At 70.0% G+C, this 12632-nt stretch carries 10 protein-coding genes and 2 pseudogenes; 7 read left to right on the plus strand and 5 right to left on the minus strand.

Annotated features, from left to right (window positions below):
* Together JHN63_RS46240 and JHN63_RS46245 are read left to right on the plus strand one after the other, a co-directional pair.
* Positions 1-286 (plus strand): annotated as a pseudogene (locus JHN63_RS46240) (ubiquinol-cytochrome c reductase cytochrome b subunit); the annotation flags it as partial.
* Positions 287-432: 146 nt separating this feature from the next.
* Positions 433-663 (plus strand): DUF3099 domain-containing protein, encoded by a 231-nt coding sequence (locus tag JHN63_RS46245; protein ID WP_200691134.1) that lies wholly within the window; start codon positions 433-435, stop codon positions 661-663.
* Positions 664-923: 260 nt separating this feature from the next.
* On the opposite strand, the pseudogene JHN63_RS46250 reads toward JHN63_RS46245, so the two are convergent.
* The 3 genes and pseudogenes from JHN63_RS46250 to JHN63_RS46260 form a co-directional block, all read right to left on the minus strand.
* Positions 924-1169: pseudogene (locus tag JHN63_RS46250) on the minus strand (LLM class flavin-dependent oxidoreductase); the annotation flags it as partial.
* Between the two features lie 50 nt (positions 1170-1219).
* Positions 1220-2461, minus strand: a complete 1242-nt coding sequence (locus tag JHN63_RS46255; RefSeq protein ID WP_200691135.1) for an SWIM zinc finger family protein — start codon at positions 2459-2461, stop codon at positions 1220-1222.
* On the minus strand, positions 2458-5337 hold the full coding sequence (locus JHN63_RS46260; protein ID WP_200691136.1) for a DEAD/DEAH box helicase: 2880 nt from the start codon (positions 5335-5337) through the stop codon (positions 2458-2460). The genes JHN63_RS46255 and JHN63_RS46260 overlap by 4 nt, the downstream gene beginning before the upstream one ends.
* 217 nt (positions 5338-5554) lie before the next feature.
* Between JHN63_RS46260 and JHN63_RS46265 the strand changes: the two genes are divergently transcribed.
* Both JHN63_RS46265 and JHN63_RS46270 read left to right on the plus strand, forming a co-directional pair.
* On the plus strand, positions 5555-5803 hold the full coding sequence (locus JHN63_RS46265) for a type II toxin-antitoxin system CcdA family antitoxin (protein WP_200691137.1): 249 nt from the start codon (positions 5555-5557) through the stop codon (positions 5801-5803).
* Positions 5800-6201, plus strand: a complete 402-nt coding sequence (locus JHN63_RS46270; RefSeq protein ID WP_200691138.1) for a DNA-binding protein — start codon at positions 5800-5802, stop codon at positions 6199-6201. The genes JHN63_RS46265 and JHN63_RS46270 overlap by 4 nt, the downstream gene beginning before the upstream one ends.
* 415 nt (positions 6202-6616) lie before the next feature.
* Here JHN63_RS46270 and JHN63_RS46275 read toward each other — a convergent pair whose 3' ends face one another.
* A complete protein-coding gene (locus JHN63_RS46275) occupies positions 6617-6835 on the minus strand; it encodes a hypothetical protein (protein ID WP_200691139.1) in 219 nt (72 codons plus the stop codon).
* 62 nt (positions 6836-6897) lie between these two features.
* Positions 6898-7464, minus strand: coding sequence for a Uma2 family endonuclease (locus JHN63_RS46280; RefSeq protein WP_200691140.1), 567 nt, complete (start codon positions 7462-7464; stop codon positions 6898-6900).
* 403 nt (positions 7465-7867) lie between these two features.
* Here JHN63_RS46280 and JHN63_RS46285 point away from each other — a divergent pair, with 403 nt between their 5' ends.
* The 3 genes from JHN63_RS46285 to JHN63_RS46295 all read left to right on the plus strand — a co-directional run.
* Entirely contained in the window at positions 7868-9637 is a 1770-nt protein-coding gene (locus tag JHN63_RS46285; protein ID WP_200691141.1) for a DUF262 domain-containing protein, read from the plus strand.
* Positions 9634-10830, plus strand: coding sequence for a type II toxin-antitoxin system HipA family toxin (locus JHN63_RS46290; protein WP_200691142.1), 1197 nt, complete (start codon positions 9634-9636; stop codon positions 10828-10830). The genes JHN63_RS46285 and JHN63_RS46290 overlap by 4 nt, the downstream gene beginning before the upstream one ends.
* A 425-nt stretch (positions 10831-11255) precedes the next feature.
* A partial coding sequence (locus tag JHN63_RS46295; RefSeq protein ID WP_200691143.1) for an ATP-binding protein occupies positions 11256-12632 on the plus strand: 1377 nt, incomplete at its 3' end.

The following is a 12632-nucleotide window of genomic DNA, read 5'->3' on the forward strand; positions in this document are numbered from 1 at the left end:
CCCCAACCCCGACCGGCGCCGCCAGGCCCTGCGCCACCGCCTCAGCCGCTGGCTCTACGGCAACCAGATCGCCAAGCCCACCCCGCAGGAGATGCGCGAGGCCCTGGCCCACCCCGGCCACGCCGCACTCGACGCACCCGCCGCCTCCAACGGCCACGCCACCACGCCCAACGGCCACGGCCCGACCGCGTCCGTATCCGCGTCAGCGTCAGCGTCTGCGTCCGCGGATTCCGGCGTACGGCGGGGCGGCGCGGGGGAGCGGGAGGCGGACCAGGAACTGCACTGACCCCCTGCCCGGCGCGGCGGTGCGCAAGGGCAGGACCGGTGAGACCGGTGAGGGCGGCGCGGGTGATCGGGGGACGGTCACCCGCGCCGCCGCCGTCCCAGGACACCCCGGGCCACNCCTGCGCGAGGACCACCGCGACGTAGGGGATGACGACCGCGCCAGCCAGCGCGCAGGCCGCGACCTGGAACCGCTGGCCCGTGCTCGCGGCCTGCGCGCTGGCTGGCGCGGTCGTCATCCCCTACGTCGCGGTGGTCCTCGCGCAGGCTCACTGGCGCCAGCAGCGCGGCCCGCGCCACGCCGTGGCCAGGGCGGTCCGCGAGGAACCCGCCGCCCGTGTCGTCCTGGAGCCCACCCTGATCCTGCCGCCGGAACGATGATGCCGCTGTGGGGCGGCACGGGGTGCTCAGTGAGGGTCGGCGGTTCCGCCCGACAGGGGTATCAGCGCGTCTGATGCCCCGATCTCCTGCAGCCGATGGCTGGCGTCCTGCCACTCGTGCGGCGAATGGGAGGGGAGTGGGGCTGACCTGGGGTTTCGCAGGGAAAAGTGCGTTGATGTGGGGAACCTTCCCTCCGCAGTTCTCACGGGGCAACACCGTTTCCCGGGCTCATGGGCCCTGGATGTGCCCTGGGCCGCTCACTCGGCGACTGGGCGCGGGAGTCGAGTGGCTGATGTGACCAGCGTGCCCAGACGCATCCGCTCGGTGACGGCCGCTGCGGCGGTCAGTGTCGGTACGGCGCCGGACCACGGGCCGTCCCGGAAGGTGCGCCAGGAGAGGTGGCCGTAGGTGTAGGCGGTGTGAAATCCGAGGTCTTCGGCGTGCTGCCAGACCTTCTGTCCCTCGCCCCACCTGTGGATGGGAAGGATTACGGTGCTCAGTCGCATGCCTACGACCCTATGTTCTGGTGACTACGAGCAATGCTGAGGGATTTTTACTACACCCCGGTGCGTTGCCAGATCGCGGTGAGCGCGGAAACGGGGTCGGTGTCGGCCGGTGCCGCTGGCCACCATTCGTCGTCGTCCTGGAGGTAGGGGTACCAGCGGGCGTCGGGCCCCAGGCGCAGCTGGATGCCGTGGTCGGGGAGGGTGAGGCGGTTGCGCCAGGCCCTGAGGCGGACGGGGGTGTCGGTCATCTCGGCGAGGGCCGTGGTCAGGCCGGTACGGGCTGCTGTCATCGCTGACGGTTCCGGGCTGTGGGGCTGTTCGACGACGGTGATGCCGGTGGGGCCGCCGTGGCGCCATGCGCGGGTGAGGCGGGCGAAGGCGGTGGGGTGGGCGCCGGTGTTCTGGACCAGGTTGTGGAACCACTCAGGGCCGGGGCCGGTCGCGGCGATGCGTACGGCGTCCTGGTGCTGGGTCAGGTGCAGGGTGGTGGCGTCGCCCGACAGTAGCCGTGCCGCACGTGCTGAGACATCGGTCATCAGGCGCTCCAGGTCGGCGCAGGCCAGGCCGCTGCCGGTCGGTGGGGTGACCGGCAGCGCGGCGTCGTGGGCGGACGGTTCGGGCAGGTCGGGCCACCCCGGGGCGTGCTCGGTCCGGGCGGTCCACGCGGCGTAGGCGCCGACCGCGTGGATACCGGCCGGAGGGGGCGGGGCGTCGGTGGTGCGGCCCGCTGTCCGGCGTGCGCGCAGTTCTGCGAGGACGTCGTCCCGTCCGCGGCCCCGCAGCGCGAACAGTACGAACGGGTCGTCGTCGATGGTGGCGGCGATGGCGTAGCAGAGTGCGGCGGCGTGTTTGCAGGGATGGCCCCAGTCGGGGCAGGAGCATTCGGGGTCGAGCTCGGTGGGTTGCGGGAGGAGGGGGACGCCGGCGTGGCGGGCGTCGTCGATGAGCTCCGCGGGCATCTCACCGTCGAGGAGTGCCGCGAGATGCCCGGCTCGGGCCGCGATGGTGTCGAGAAGGGTGTCCCACTGGGCGTCGGTGAGGACGGGCAGGTGGACGGCGGAGCGGTACGGGCGTGGGCGGCTGCCCTGGACGGCGGCCTTGACCTGGCCGGGGGCGATGGTGACCGCGCCGACCATGCTCTTGCGGGCGTAGGTGCGTCCGCGGGACAGCCGTCCCGAATCCAGGGTGGAGTCCTCCAGGGCCGTCACCCATGCCTGGCCCCACCACGTCGCCGCGAAGGCACGTCTGCCACGGCCGGCTGCACGGCGAGGGCCGGGGACGGACGGGCTCATGACTGCCTTCCCAGGGCGACGAGTTCGGCGAGGTCGGCGTCGGACAGTTCGGTCAGAGTGGCTTCGCCTGAGCCGACGATGGCATCGGCTAGCGCCCGCTTGGCTTCCAGCAGTTTCGCCACCCTGTCCTCCACGGTGCCTTCGGCGATGAGCTTGTGGACCTGGACGGGCTTGTCCTGGCCGATGCGGTAGGCGCGGTCGGTGGCCTGGTCCTCGACGGCAGGGTTCCACCAGCGGTCGTAGTGCACGACGTGAGTGGCGCGGGTGAGGTTGAGGCCGGTGCCGGCCGCCTTCAACGACAACAGGAACACCGGCACTTCGCCTCGCTGGAAGCGTTCCACCATCTCCTCGCGTGCGGTGACGGGCGTGCCGCCGTGCAGGAAGAGGGTGGGGATGCCTCGTTCCGCGAGATGTCTCTCCAGCAGAGCCGCCATCTGCTTGTACTGGGTAAAGACCAGTACTGACTCGCCCTCGGCGGTGATGGTGTCGACGAGTTCGTCGAGGAGGTCGAGTTTGCCCGAGCGGCCGTGCAGGGGGGTGGACTGGCGCAGGTACTGGGCGGGGTGGTTGCAGATCTGCTTCAGCGCGGTGAGGAGCTTGAGGATCAGGCCGCGGCGGGCGATGCCGTCGGCTTCGGCGATCTTCGCCATGGTCTCGCGGACCACTGCCTCGTACAGGCTCGCCTGCTCGGCGGTGAGCGGGACGACGCGGTCGGTCTCGGTCTTGGCGGGCAGTTCGGGTGCGATGCCGGGGTCGGACTTTCGGCGGCGCAGCAGGAACGGGCGGACGAGGCGCGACAGCCGTTCGGCGGCCTGTGGGTCCTCGCCCGACTCGATCGCGCGGGCGTGGCGGTCACGGAAGGCGGCGAGCGGGCCGAGGAGCCCGGGGGTGGTCCAGTCGAGGAGCGCCCACAGCTCGGAGAGGTTGTTCTCCACGGGGGTACCGGTGAGGGCGACGCGGGCGCGGGCGGGCAGGGCGCGCAGTTCGCGGGCGGTGACGGCATAGGGGTTCTTGACGTGCTGGGCCTCGTCGGCGGCGATCAGCGACCAGGCGCTCTTGGCGAGGGCATCGCGGTCGCGGCGCAGGACACCGTAGGTGACCAGGACGATCTCGTCCCCGGCCAGGTCCTTCAGGTGGCGGTCGCCGCCGTGGTAGCGGCGCACGGGAGTGGCGGGCGCGAACCGGGCGGCCTCGCGCTGCCAGTTGCCGAGCAGGGAGGTGGGGCAGACGACGAGGGTGGGGCCCGTGGTGGCGGGGTCGGTCTGACGGTGCAGGTGCAGGGCGAGCAGGGTGATGGTCTTGCCCAGGCCCATGTCGTCGGCGAGGCAGCCGCCGAGGCCGAGCTCGCACATCTCGGCCAGCCAGGCCAGAGCCCGCTTCTGGTAGTCGCGCAGCGTGGCTTTCAGAGCGGCGGGCTGGGTGGCGGGAGTACGGGATTCGGGTTCACGGATACGGGCGACGAGGTCGCCGAGCGCCCCGACCGCAGCACAGGTGATCGTCTTCCCGTCCCGCTCCACCTCGCCGGTCAGCGCGGCACCCAGGGCCTCCATGGGAGTGAGCGATTCCATCCGGCGGCGTCGGGCGCGGGCCACCAGCTTCGGGTCGGCGACCACCCACTGGTCGCGCAGCCTGACGAGGGGACGGCGTGCCTCGGCGAGGACATCCATCTCGGCCTCGGTGAGCGGCTCACCGCCGACCGAGAGCTGCCAGCGGAAGTCGAGGAGGGCGTCGGCGTCGAGCAGACCACCGGCACTGGAGCCGGGCGCGGTGCGCTGCCCGATCTCGGCAGTCGCGCTGAGCGTCTTGACCAGCTCGCGTGGCCAGTGCACGTCGATACCGGCGGCGCGCAGCGTGTCGGTGGCGTCGCCCAGCAGATTGAACGCCTCGCCGTCGGTCGGCCGCAGCTGGTCCGGAGCGGCGTCCTTCAGCAGCCGGTCGAGCGGTGGCCAGACGCGGGCGCCTCGGCGCAGTGCGAGCAGCGTCTCGGTCTCGGCGCGAGGACCTAGGAGGCGCTCGGTCTCGGACGGCTCGTTCCACAACCGTGCGGCCTCTACGACGAGCGCCGGATCCGCCGCGGTGTGCAACTGCAGAACGGCCCGGAACTGCCGGCGCCGCCCCTCGGGCAGGTCGACACGCAGCGAGACGCCGACGTCGGCGGTGAACGCGGCGGCGGTCTCCTCGGCCCACTCGCGCAGGAGGGGCACGGCACGCGCCTCGCGCCAGGCGTACGGCAGCGCCCCCATCGCGAGCGGCGCGGCCGGAGTACGGACCAGGTCGTCCGCGACCGCGTCGCAGAACTGGCGTACCAGCGCGACTGGTTCCGCGATGCGCAGTGGAGCCGGGCCGGGTTCGGGCAGGCAGTGGGCGTGGGGTGGGAAGGCGGCGCCGAGGGCGTCCAGCGTCTGCCGCTGTACGGCGGTGAGGGGACCCGCCTGCCACGTGTCGTAGCCGGCGTCGGTGAGGGCCGGATGGAGACGGCCGTCGGCGAGCAGCCGCAGCGCGAAGCAGGAGGCGGCTTGCCAGGCCGCGGCGGACGGGTGCGCCGGCCGGGCGTCGGCCAGGGCGGCGACAGCGACGGCGGCGGGCAGCGCATAGCCCTCGACTCGGCGGCGCCGGACCGACCGGCCGTGCGGCAGCACCAGTTCCACCGACTCGGATTCGATGCCCTCGGGCACTGTGCCGTCTGCCGCCGCTGCCCCGGTGGGCTTCCAGAGCAGCAGCCGTCCGAGGCGGGCGGGTTCGCCGGGCAAGAACACCGCCGCCCAGCCGCCGTCGAGCAGGGCGACCGCGAAGGCGGTTGCCTCCGGTGTGGCGAGCGGTGGCGTGATCCTTGTGCTGGTGCGTGGTTCTCGTACGACGATCCGTGCCACGCCCATTCGCCCCATCGTGTTCCAGGCGGTCCTCACCGCGTCCCGCTCACCAGGCAGGCCCATCATGGGCGGTCGGCGCAGCCTTGCTCAAATCCGGATGCCGGCGGCTGTTCCCTTTCGGCAGGCATGGCCCCGGTGTGGCTGGCAGTGGGTATGGTGCGCTCGCGTGCGGACGTGTGGCGAGCGACACAACCCGGGGCGCATATCGCAGTATGCTCGGGTCATGGCGGACACCACGCGTATCACTGTGACGCTGCCGAGCGAGCAGGTCGCCGAGCTCAGGAAGCTCACCGACAACGTCTCCGGCTATGTCGCCGAGGCAGTGGCGCGGCAACTGCGGCACCAACTGCTCGATGCCGACCTGCAGCGTCACCAGGAGGAGCACGGGGCCTTCACCGAGGAGGAGTTGGCGGAGGCGCGCTCCAGGATCTTTGGGACGACGAGTACGGGCGGATCGGCCAGTGCGGCGTGAAAGAGCATGTCGAGACGGTCGTACTGGACTCCCAGGGGCTTTCTGCCTGGATCGCCCAGGACCGCAAGATCCTCGCGATGTTCCAGGTGTTCCATGCCGTGGGTGCCGATTTCGTCATCGGTGCCAACACCATCGCGGAAGTCAGCCATGCGCGGGTGAACATGCCTCGGCTGCGGTGGGCGCTCTCGCGAGTCAAGGTCGAGCCGGTGACTGAGGACGCGGCGAAGGCGTCCGCGGAACTGCTCAAGGCCGCCGGTCTGCACGGCCACACGTACGCGATCGACGCGACCGTGGCCGAGGTGGCCCTGCGTCAGCCCGGCCCTGTGGTCATGCTGACCTCCGACGCCGACGACATGGCCCGGTTGTGCGGCGACCGTGTCCGGCTCATCGGCATCTGAGACGGGCAGCTGTGACAGCTGACCGAAAGAAATCTTCGCAGGTCAGCCTGCGATAGGTGAAAAAGCCTTGACTGAGCTGATGTGGTGGAGGTGCCGAATCCTCCTCCGCGAGCCTTCCTCAAGTACCTCAGTGGAGGTTCCGCCTGTGACACCCGCTTTGGATTTTTCTCTGGGCGTGGCTGTGACCTGCGGAAACTTCGACGTTGACGTGTCTGGCCTGGGGAAACACTCCGCCGTAGTGCTCACGTGTGCACGGCGCTTGCCTGCCTCGTGTGTGCTGAGTCCAGGCCGGCGGCCCTTCCCTGACAGGTGCTTGGCGGCTAGGTCGTCGGCAGGGGAGTCGGTGGCATCGTGAAGCATGAACTGGTTGGGGAGTCGTTCGAGGGTGTCAGGGGCTCGGCGGGTCCCGGAGCGCTCAGATATCGAGGGCCTGGACGGGCACACCGATGTGGAGGGATCGGGTCCCGTGCATGCGCTTCCCCCGTCCGGTGCGGGTACGGCAGACGGCGGTGAACTGCGACGTGTTCTGGAGCGCTTTGGCGTCGGCGTCGTGGTGCGCCGGATGGAGGCCGGGTTCGGCCGGTTGCCGTTCTTCTGGCTGGAGCCGCACGACGAGCCACTTGATCCGGCTCATGTCGCTCTGTACCGGGCCGTCCGCTCACGCATCGCTCACGCGCTGCCGGCAGCAGCGCGTGGTCAGACCTGACCGAGGTCGATCTCCACGGGGAAGGGGGCCGCTGCCTTGAGGGCGCCGGTGAACACCTCTCCGTCCCGGTAGGTCTTCGTCGCGGGGTCGAGAACGTAGGTGTACACGAGAGGAACGCCTGTCGCGGCCTGCTCGATCCGCCAGTAGAAGCCGATGTCTGCCTTGGCGTACTGGTCGACCTTCACGATCCGGTCGGTGGTCTCCGAGCCCGGCGACACCACCTCCGCGACCAGCAGCACGTGCTCAGGGCGGGTGGGGGTGATGTCGATCGTGTCCGCGCGGTACACGACGACGTCCGGACGGCGATTGGTGAGCGGGACATCCTGAAGCCGGACGTCGAAGTCCGTGTCGGCGTTCCATTCCGGGCCCGCGGCGGCATCCAGGGCGTTGGCCAGAATCCGGGCCGGCCGGTTGTGCCGCTTGGACGCACTCGGACGCACCACGACCATCCCGTCCACGATCTCGATGCCGGCGCACTGCTCCTGGGACCAGGACTCGTATTCCTCTGCCGTGATCTGCTCATGCATCCACGCCGGGGCCACCATCTCGGCCGTCATGAAGCACCTCCCGGACACTGCGCTGCGGGCCCGATCCCGCCGGACTCAGCCTACTGTCCGCCGTCCGTCCGGGAGGCTGATCTTGCTCACGCCGCTTTCCCGCCGGCCGGCATCCGACCAGCGGGGCCCACGACAAGTGAGGAACCCCGGCAGGCCCCTGGCACGACTCCTTCAAGGAGCTGGAGAACGCGGGTACAGCGGCTTTGCCGCAGGTCGAACCGGTGCTGGTTGATTCTGCCGTGACGACGGACGTTCGTGAGTGCCGAATGCTGCCGCCCGGCGAAGTGGCAGAGCGGGCCGAGGCGTACCGGCACGGAGCCTGTACCCGGTTGCGGATGCCCCCCGTTCTTCGAGGGACAGGCCGCGTCCGGTGCGTTCAGCCTCGGTCACGATCGTCTTGGAGATGATGTGGCTCTGGTTGGCAGCGTGCCGTGCCTCTTTGCGGGCACGTGCCCGCAGCCGCCGCTTAGGATCGTCAAGCAAGCGGTATGGGTTGACGCGTAAAGAAAACAGGGAGGTGGGCGTCGTGCGGCAGAGAGTCGACCTCTATACGCTGCCCCACCTCGTGCGGATGGTGGAGGAAGGCCGCTTCCGGGTCGGAGCGTTCTCCCGCCCCGCAATCTGGGGGCACCGCCAGATCACGGAACTCTTCGACTCCGTCCACCGCGGCTTCCCCATCGGCACGATCACCGTTGCGGAACAGCCTGCCGGGGAAGAGGACTTCCGTATCGCCGGCCTACCCGTCCACGCCTCTCGCGACGGCCAGGCCTGGACCGTCCTGGACGGCGTGCAACGCCTCACCACGCTCGTTGGGGTCTGGCATCATCAGCCCGACCAGGGCGATGACCGCTACGCCGTCTGGTACGACCTGGACAACGACCGTTTTCTTCCGGGCCCGCACCCCGGCGCCCTGCCGGTGAGCGTGGCCTGCAGAGCGGACCGCCTGCGCTCCTGGATCGACACACATCCTTTCCTGACCGAGGACAACATCGCTGAATGCTGGCGTCTGCACACTGCCCTGACGTCCTATCAGGAACCCGTCACCGTACTGAGCGGCATCGAGAGCAGCGAGTCGTTCTCTCTGCTCTTCACCCGCCTCAACGACGCGGGAGTGGGCCTGGCCCGGTCCGACGTCGCGCGAGCCCGCAAAGAAGCCGGCATCCCCACCTCCCCGGTCGCCGGGGAGCAGCCCCTCATCCGGCAGAGCGAACAGCTCGGCTTCGGCCGCCTCCCGGAAGCGCTGGCTGTGCAGTGCCTGCTGGCCGTCGCGCAACCCCGCCGGCGCATTCCACGCAGCGCGCCGCGCCCGCACATGGATGAACTTGCCGTCTCCGCAACGCGTGAAGCCGTCGAGCGTGCCGGTCCCGCGCTGGAGGTGGCCCTGCGGTTCGTGCGCAAGCACGCTCGTATCCCGCACGTCCGTCTGCTGCCCCATCCCGAAATCCTTCCCGTTCTGGTGCGGTTCGTCAGCGTCTTCGGACCGCCCTCCCAACGGCCGCAGGAGCTGCTGCGACGCTGGGTCTGGCGCACCGCCATGCTCACCCCACGGCAGACCAGCGTGCTGGAGGAGGCCATGGAGCCGGTTGCCGGCACTGCGGAATCCGAAGCCGCACGCCTCCTCGAGTCCGTTCCGCCTCCCGGCCCGCGGCCGTTCACGGCTGACCTCACCTCCGTGACGGCGGATCATCCCGAAGGGAGGCTGAACGCTCTGGGGCTGTTGTCCGCCGGCCCGGCCCTGCTCGTGCCCTCGGCCTTCGTCGCGGGGGATCAGCCAGGCGCCCCCCTGTCGGTCAGCAGCCTCCTCACCCCCTGGCTCGACAGCGAGCACGATCTCTTCTGCCGGCTGACACCCCAGCCCCCCGGCGCCTCCCGGCCGACGACCCTGGGCAACTACCTGCTGCACCCCCCTGCCCCCAGCGGGAAGCTGCTGAAGACGGTCACCTCGCCGGACTCCCTGACGGCGTCCCTGCTCGAGGGACACTTCCTGGACCCCCGCGGCATTCAGCTGCTCTCCAGCCGCAGGTATGAGGAGTTCGTCCAGCACCGTGACGGCCTGCTGAAGACAGCGATCACCCATCGGGCCCAGTCCTTTGCCCGATGGGGTTTCAAGGACCGCGGCCGCCTCCCCAGCCTGCCGGACTCCGCACGCGACACACCGAACGGGACGCCATGACGGCCGTCAGCACGGCACGAGCCCGCGTCCTGCTCGACGACCGACACGTGGGAACCCTCCACTACGCCCAGGGCCAGACCTCGTTCGTGTACGAAGACCTGGAGCCCGACCACCCGGTACTGGGCCTGCGCTTCGAGTACGAGCCGGACTACGCCGCACGGCCCGTCACCGGAGTCCCCAGCTGGTTCGCTAACCTCCTGCCCGAACGGGAATCAGGCCTGCGCCGCTGGTACAACCAGCAGCTCGGCCGCCGCGACACCCCCGACTTCCTCCTCCTGCTCCACCTCGGACACGATCTGCCCGGAGCCGTACGGGTCGAGGCCGAGGGCGAGCTGCCCGCCGCCATGACCGAAGCGCTCGAAGAGGCCCAGTCCAGACCGCACCAGCCGAAGATGAGTTTCTCCCTCTCCGGCATGCAGCTGAAGTTCTCCATGACCGCGGACGGCGACGGTTTCCGCCTGCCCGCCCCGCCGCAGCTCGGAGACTGGATCATCAAGCTGCCCAGCAACGTGCACGACCAACTGCCGGCCAACGAGCACGTCATGATGAGCTGGGCGTCCCTGGCCGGCATCGACGTGCCCGAGCACTGCCTCGTGCCGGTGAGTTCGCTGCACGGCCTGCCCGAAGAACATCTCCCGCACGACGGGCTGGTCTTTGCCGTGCGCCGGTTCGACCGGGAGCTCCATCGCCGCATCCACCAGGAGGACTTCGCGCAGGTCCTTGACGCCGCACCGGCAGAAAAGGACCGGGGCTCGCAGGAACTCATCGCTCAAGTCCTGCTGGACAACTGCCCCGAAGACCTCGACGAGTACATTCGCCGCCTGGTGTTCTGCATTGCCGCCGGCAACACGGACGAACACCTCAAGAACTGGTCACTGCGCTACCCCGACGGATACACGCCGCGCCTCTCACCGGCCTACGACCTGGTGGCTGTCACCTCCTACCCGGTCTACCGCCGTGATGTCCTCACCCTGTCCATCGCGGGCCAGGCCGACCCCCGCTACATCACACGTGATCACTTCCAGCGCTTCGCGGATTCCCTCGGCACCGACCCGGCACCCGTCCTGAGCACCGTGGACGAGACCGTCGAGCGACTCCACACCACCTGGCCCCACGTCCAGGACACGCCGCACCTTCCCGCGTTCGTCCGCGACACCATCGCCCAGCGTCTGAAGACCTTGCCCCTGCTGTAAACAAGGGGCAGCACTCGCCGGGCATGTGCGCTCTGTCGCCTCCATGCTCACCCCTTGGTACTTCCGGACGTGCCGCCCAGAGGAAGAGAGGAACCTACGGACGCCGCAGTGGGGCGGCGCAGGGGGCCCGGTGAGGATCGCCGGTTCCATCCGGCATGGGAAACACGTCTGGTGCCCCGCGATGGTTCTTCGACTGCTCGGAGGCCCGGTGGCCGCAGGTGGAGAGCAGGCGCCGTCCACGATCAGTACGTCGCTGGCTGAGTGCCGGAGGAGGCCGAGGCTGTCGGTGATCCGGCCTGCAGCGGGCTTGGGGACACCGAAAAGTGGGGCGAGCTGTGGCAGGGAGAGAGGAAGATTCCAGTACGGCACATTGTGTCGAAGTAGACTTAGACGCATTGTGTCGCAGTCGATGTGTAGGAGAGCGAGTGAAGCAGGATCTGCCGGTCAAGCCTGGCGACGTGGTTGACCGGGACCGGGAGTGGGGTCTGCTTGCGGGGTTCCTCACTGATCCGGATCCGGCGATGCGGCTCGGCATCGTGTCGGGGCGGCGGCGGCACGGGAAGTCGTATCTTCTGCAGGCTCTGTCCGAGCAGGTCGGCGGCCTCTACGTCACCGCCGTCCGGGAGGAGGGCCGGCTTCCCGCGATCCAGCGGTTCAGCGATGCAGTTGCCACCCACGCCGGCCTGCGGCCAGGGAGCCTGCGCCTGACCGACTGGCGTGACGTCCTGTCCAATGCCCTTGAGGTGACCGCCCGTTCGGCGCGCCCGCTCCTGGTGATCGACGAGTTGCCGTATCTGCTCCAGCACTCGCCCGAGATCCCGGGGCTGCTTCAGCAGCTCTACGACGAGCGTCAGCGCGGTGCCCGGCCGGGTGCCGGGCCGGGGCCGCGGCTGATCCTGTGCGGCTCCGCGATGAGCGTCATGCACGAACTGCTCTCGGGGACCAAGCCGCTGCGCGGACGGGCCGTGGTCGATCTGCGGCTGGGTCCCTTCGACTACCGCGACAGCCGGGCCTTCTGGCAGATCGCCGACCCGCTGACCGCTCTGAAGGTGCACGCGGTCCTGGGCGGAGCCCCCGGCTACCGGCCGGTGGCTGCCCGACCGCATCCGGACGACGGCTTCGACACATGGCTGGCCCGGACACTGCTCGACCCGGGGCGGGCGGTGTACTCACGGACCGAGACCGAGTACCTGCTGCGCGAGGACCCGAGGATCACGCAGCACACGCTGTACTACGACATCCTCACCGCGATCGCGAACGGCGCCACCACACCCAGCAAGATCGGCGCCGCGCTGGAACGCCCGCGCAACGCCGTCGCCCACCCTCTCGGAGTGCTGGAATCCACCGGCTACATCCGGCGGGAACAGGACATCCTCCGCTCCAAGCACCCCGTCATCACCCTCGCGGACCCGGTCATCCGCTTCAACCAGCTCATCACACTCCCACAGGCCGCCGCCGTGGAGCAGGGTTTCGCCGAGCAGGTGTGGCAGCAGGCCGCCCCGACCTTCAACTCCAAGATCCTCGGGCCGCACTTCGAAGACCTGGCCCGCGACTTCACCCGCCGCTACGCCCACACCCTGCTGCCCGGCGGACTGCCCGGCCCGGTCGGCACCACCGAGGTCGCCGACCAGGCCGCCCGGACGAAGCACGAGGTCGACGTCATCGCCCTGGCCGCCGGCGAGCGCCCGCAGGCTCCCCGCGCGAAGATCGCGCTGCTGGGGGAGGCCAAGGCGACCGCCGCCCGCCGTGGGACCGGTGACCTGGAACGCCTGGAACGCATTCGTGCCCTGCTCGCCGACCAG

It is taken from the genome of Streptomyces sp. MBT65, from assembly GCF_016612545.1.
In the GTDB taxonomy this organism is placed as follows: domain Bacteria; phylum Actinomycetota; class Actinomycetes; order Streptomycetales; family Streptomycetaceae; genus Streptomyces.